The 542-nt window shown below is 36.2% G+C and carries 1 protein-coding gene; it reads right to left on the bottom strand.

The features are described 5' to 3' along the window. Positions 1–542: T9SS type A sorting domain-containing protein (locus Q0714_RS14165; protein WP_298266200.1), on the bottom strand; the 542-nt coding region annotated here is incomplete at both ends.

Genomic DNA, 542 nt, shown 5'->3' on the forward strand with positions numbered 1-542 from the left:
GTTAAAGTTTCATCTAAATAAACTTTAGCAAGGTACAACCCTGTAGGTTTATTTTCAAGGTTTACTTGGATTTTTCCATACATTACAGGATAGCTTTTAGAAGAAATTAATTGACCTTCAATAGAGTATAATTCAACCAGTACCTCCTTTTCAGTTGTTGGTAAAGCGATTGTTGCCCATCCATTGGTTGGATTTGGATACGCAGTAATTGTTGAAAACAACTCTATTTGTTTTGAAAACACCCCTTCACAAGCGATATCGGTTTTTACTTCCAATAAATCTCCTGGTGTTACAGCTACCTCAAATGATGGAGCATAGGTATGCAATACTGTTTTTCCATTGACTAGTACTTGGTAAGGCGCTGTTCCTTGTTCTATTGCTACATATGCTTTATTAGACACCACTTTAGCAGAAGCTTTTGCTGAAGTTCCAGCATCAACAGTTACGGTATAACATTGTTGGTAGCTTTCACCTTCTACTGAAATACAAAATTCATAGGTATCAGGAGCCAATCCTTCAATAAAAGCATTGGTAGTATTGGT

It is taken from the genome of uncultured Lutibacter sp. (genome assembly GCF_947493565.1).
Classification (GTDB): domain Bacteria; phylum Bacteroidota; class Bacteroidia; order Flavobacteriales; family Flavobacteriaceae; genus Lutibacter; species Lutibacter aestuarii.